The 3828-nt window shown below is 35.5% G+C and carries 2 protein-coding genes; both read right to left on the minus strand.

Annotated features, from left to right (window positions below; genetic code table 11):
• Positions 1 to 363 (minus strand): tetratricopeptide repeat protein (locus tag ENL20_00790; protein ID HHE37097.1); only part of this gene is annotated, 363 nt, incomplete at its 3' end.
• Between the two features lie 198 nt (positions 364 to 561).
• Positions 562 to 3717, minus strand: coding sequence for a hypothetical protein (locus ENL20_00795; protein ID HHE37098.1), 3156 nt, complete (start codon positions 3715 to 3717; stop codon positions 562 to 564).
• Positions 3718 to 3828: the final 111 nt, after the last annotated feature.

The raw sequence follows: 3828 nt of genomic DNA on the forward strand, positions 1-3828 counted from the left end.
CTCTGCTTTCTTCAGATCTCCTTTTCTTTCATAAACAAGACCTAATCTCCAATATGCTCCGTCCAAACCGGGAACTTGATATTTGTTTTTAAACCGTTTGTAATTTTTAATGTAAGTTTCATAAATTTTTATCGCTTTTTCTAAATTTTTCCCGGCAAATAAATACGCTTTTCCTAATTGATATTTTCCGTTGGCATTATCGGTTAATTCAACATATTTTTCTAAACTTTCAATCGCAATTTCATATTGCTTTTCATTCAGAGCATCCATCCCTTTTTGATAATACTCTAATGTATCATCATTTTGTGAATAACAGTTTGTAAAGATAGAAATACAAATTATTATGAATAAGAATTTTTTCATTCCGTTCTATTCCTTTCCTATTCTATTCTTGATTGAAATTGCTTCGTTTGAGGATTAAGAAGATAACTCACAATGAGATTTCATTTTTCTTCATCAAACGTCATTCGTCAATCATCAATCGTCAAACCATTGCGAAGGTTAATACTCTCCTCTGGAGATTTGGAACAAATCTCTCTGTGGGAAACCATTCACAAGGTTTTATTTTCCAATCACAAAAGTTTTCGTTTTGGAATATGTTTTCTCTGATTCTCTGGAAGTCGCTTCCATCAAAATAATATAAACTCCGATCGGCAGCCTTTTCCCATTATCATCTTTTCCATCAAAGATCAAATCACCTTTGTTTGCCTGCAAAGTCTGATCGGCAAGTTTTCGAATCAATCTCCCTTTCAGGTCGAAAATACGGACTGTAATCTTGCTCAACTTTTCGGGAAGTTCAAAACTGATGATGGTTCGTTCGCTTCTAAAGGGAGAAAATGGATTAGGTTTTATTGAAAGATCGACATTACTCGGAAGTATTTGGACGAAAATGCTATTTTCTGTTCCGGGAGTAGAATAATTTACGGAAGGTCCCCAATTCGATGAAGTTGCTGCCAATTTAGAATTTACTCTTTCGATGGAAACTCCTTTTATGCCATCGTTCCAATCAGGATCATAAAAGAAGTTTTCTATCGTATTACCGTAAAAATCCAAAATCGAAATATCTTCTCCGGAATTCGATAACGAAGTAATTCCGGTAAAAATTGGAATCTCTTCCAATCCATAAAGAACACGCAATGAATCCGCATCTTCTTCCGAACCTGTAACCAGCAAATATTCGACATCCTGAAAATCGATCTCAATGGAATCATTTCCTATAAAAGTTATGATCTTTTCTAAATCAGGTATAAAATAATTTATCTTCAGTTCGATCCATTCCGGTTCATTATCAGGATCATACATTATTTCATTGATAACAAAAGGCAAAGAATTGTTGTTATAAAAACTGTAATCGGAATTATTGAAAGGATTCAAATCTTCACCAGAAGTGATTTCATACCGGAAAGTCCAATATCCATAAGCAGGAATATCAGCCTGGAAATTATAAAAAAGGGTGTCAGATAAATTCAATTCTTCCATAAAAATCTCGGTTTCATTTCCACTCCCGTTCAAAGATGTAAAACACCGGAATACTGCAGAATTGATATTTTCCAGACCAATATTTTTTAGAATAATGGAATGCACAATTTGGTTTTCTTGAACAGCAAAACCGTCAGCGATAAGTTCCAAATCCTTTTCAAAAGGTAGAAGACTGTTCTGCGCTCCGGGAGTACAGGCATTGAATGATGCTCCCCAATTCCATGGATCTGCAGGTAAAAACGGATTCACTCGTTCAATCGATACTGCATCGAGTTCATCATTCCAATTTGGATCATAGAAAAAACTTTCAATTATATTTCCGCAAATGTCTATAATTGATATCTGTTCTCCGCTATTTGTTAGACTTCCCAGATCGAGATAGATTGGAACATTCGCTAAACCATAATTATCTTCCAAAAATATCGAATCGTCTTCAGAATTTGTCAGGAGGATATAATCATTATTAGACATTGGAATCGTGATCGTATCATTACTGATCACAACATAAATATGCTCCAAATCGGGAATAAAATCGTTGATCTTGATCTCCAGCCATTCCGGCTCATCTTCGAAAGGATCATACATGATCTCATTGATAACAAAGGGAAGTGAATTATTATTATAAAACCAAAGAGCAGAATTATTGGAAGTGTCTAAATCTTCAGGAGAATTGATCTCATATTTATAAGATGTATAGCCAATTGCCGGAATTTCAGTTAAAAAAGAGAAATTCAGAGAATCATCGATAAAAAGGTTTTCCTCATAGATTATTGTTTCGGGATATTCACCATCCATAACTGATGAGCAGACAAATGAACCTGAAGTTATATTTTCGAAACCGATATTCTCAATTTGAAAGAAATGTTCGAGCTGATTTCCTTGAATTTCCAAACCGAGAACTGTCAATTTCAGATCGTTTTCAAGAGGTAAAACGCTGTTTGGTAAAGTTGGAGTTCCGCCCAGACTATCTTCACAAATCTCCCAAACGATTTCTTCATCTTCAAAAGGATTCACTCTTTCAATCGAAAAATCGGTTGGACAGGAATTGCCGGAATAAGAAGTTGAATCGAGCATTGTTCCATACTCGTCAGTTAGTTTCAGAACTTCATCGTTATTATTAAGAGCAGTCCAGCTATTTGCTTCAGCAATTTTTGCAGGAATTGCGAAGGGATATAATTCCATAATCTGATTTTCATCCTGACAAATAACCAAAAAATCTTGAGCATCGATCGTTCCGGAAAACTCGATAATTCCTCCGGATGCATCAATAATTTGAAAGTTATCCACAACATATCCACAGTCGCCACGATTGAAAATCTCAATCCATTCCTGGTTGTCAAAAGCAGGTTTGAACAAGATCTCATTGATAATCAGAGAAGATTCTCCAACTAAAAAAGAAATTGTCCGATAGTTATTTTCTAACTCTATGTCATATATAAAATTAAGCTTTGCATTCACAACTTGTAAACCAGCTGAAAATGAGCCTAACTCTATAATAAATTCGATAGTTCCATTAGAGTTGATTTCAGGTAAATCATAATTTCCAAACAGGGTGTCATTTATACTGATTTCAATAGATGCAGCGAGATTATCCACATCGGATGTGGATAAGTTTGAGATGTATGAAATCAACTGATAATTACCATCATTTTCGATCGCAATAATTTCATCGAGAGCTAAATCTATGGGATAAATATTCGGTTCTCCGGGGCTCGGATCTTCACATTCGAACCAATCTAATTCCGAATTATCCGAATCTTCTCCATCGTGAATTCTGGCGAGAGAATTCCCACTGGAAACATCTGGAGCAAAAGTGGTTCCCGGATCAGAGAGATCATCAGGGAGATTGTTATCATTCGGTTCGTCATATAAAATCGTATCCGTGAATTGTCCATCCGCTGAAACAAGTCGGACTCCGTCGGTTTCGCTACCTCCATTCTGGAAGGCAAGAGTTGTGACAATATCAGCACCTTGAACATTTGATTCACCAATTAGAAGAAAATCTGCAGGTTGAATATAAATTGCCGGAAAAGTAAATACATCATCAAATACAGATCCAGCCTTTTGGATTTTCCAATCCAACAAATTTACTTGTTGAATTCCGGAATTATATAATTCGATCCATTCGTAACCTCCATCGGTACCCTCGGGATCGTACATTAATTCATTGATGATGATATTTTGAGCAGAAGCGAAAGGATATAAAAGCAGAAAAATATAAAATATGGTTTTAAACATTGTTAATTCCTTTTACTGGTTATCCAGACTTTTCACGTAGAAATTTCCCAGAGTGGAACATCAGGTGCTTTTCTTCCAATAATTTGCCAATAAGGTTTCGGTGTTGTGCAA

It is taken from the genome of Candidatus Cloacimonadota bacterium, from assembly GCA_011372345.1.
Classification (GTDB): domain Bacteria; phylum Cloacimonadota; class Cloacimonadia; order Cloacimonadales; family TCS61; genus DRTC01.

Excerpts from the sequence above, each read along its gene's own strand:
- ENL20_00795 (HHE37098.1), bottom strand. The coding sequence starts at position 3,717 with ATGTTTAAAACCATATTTTATATTTTTCTGCTTTTATATCCTTTCGCT.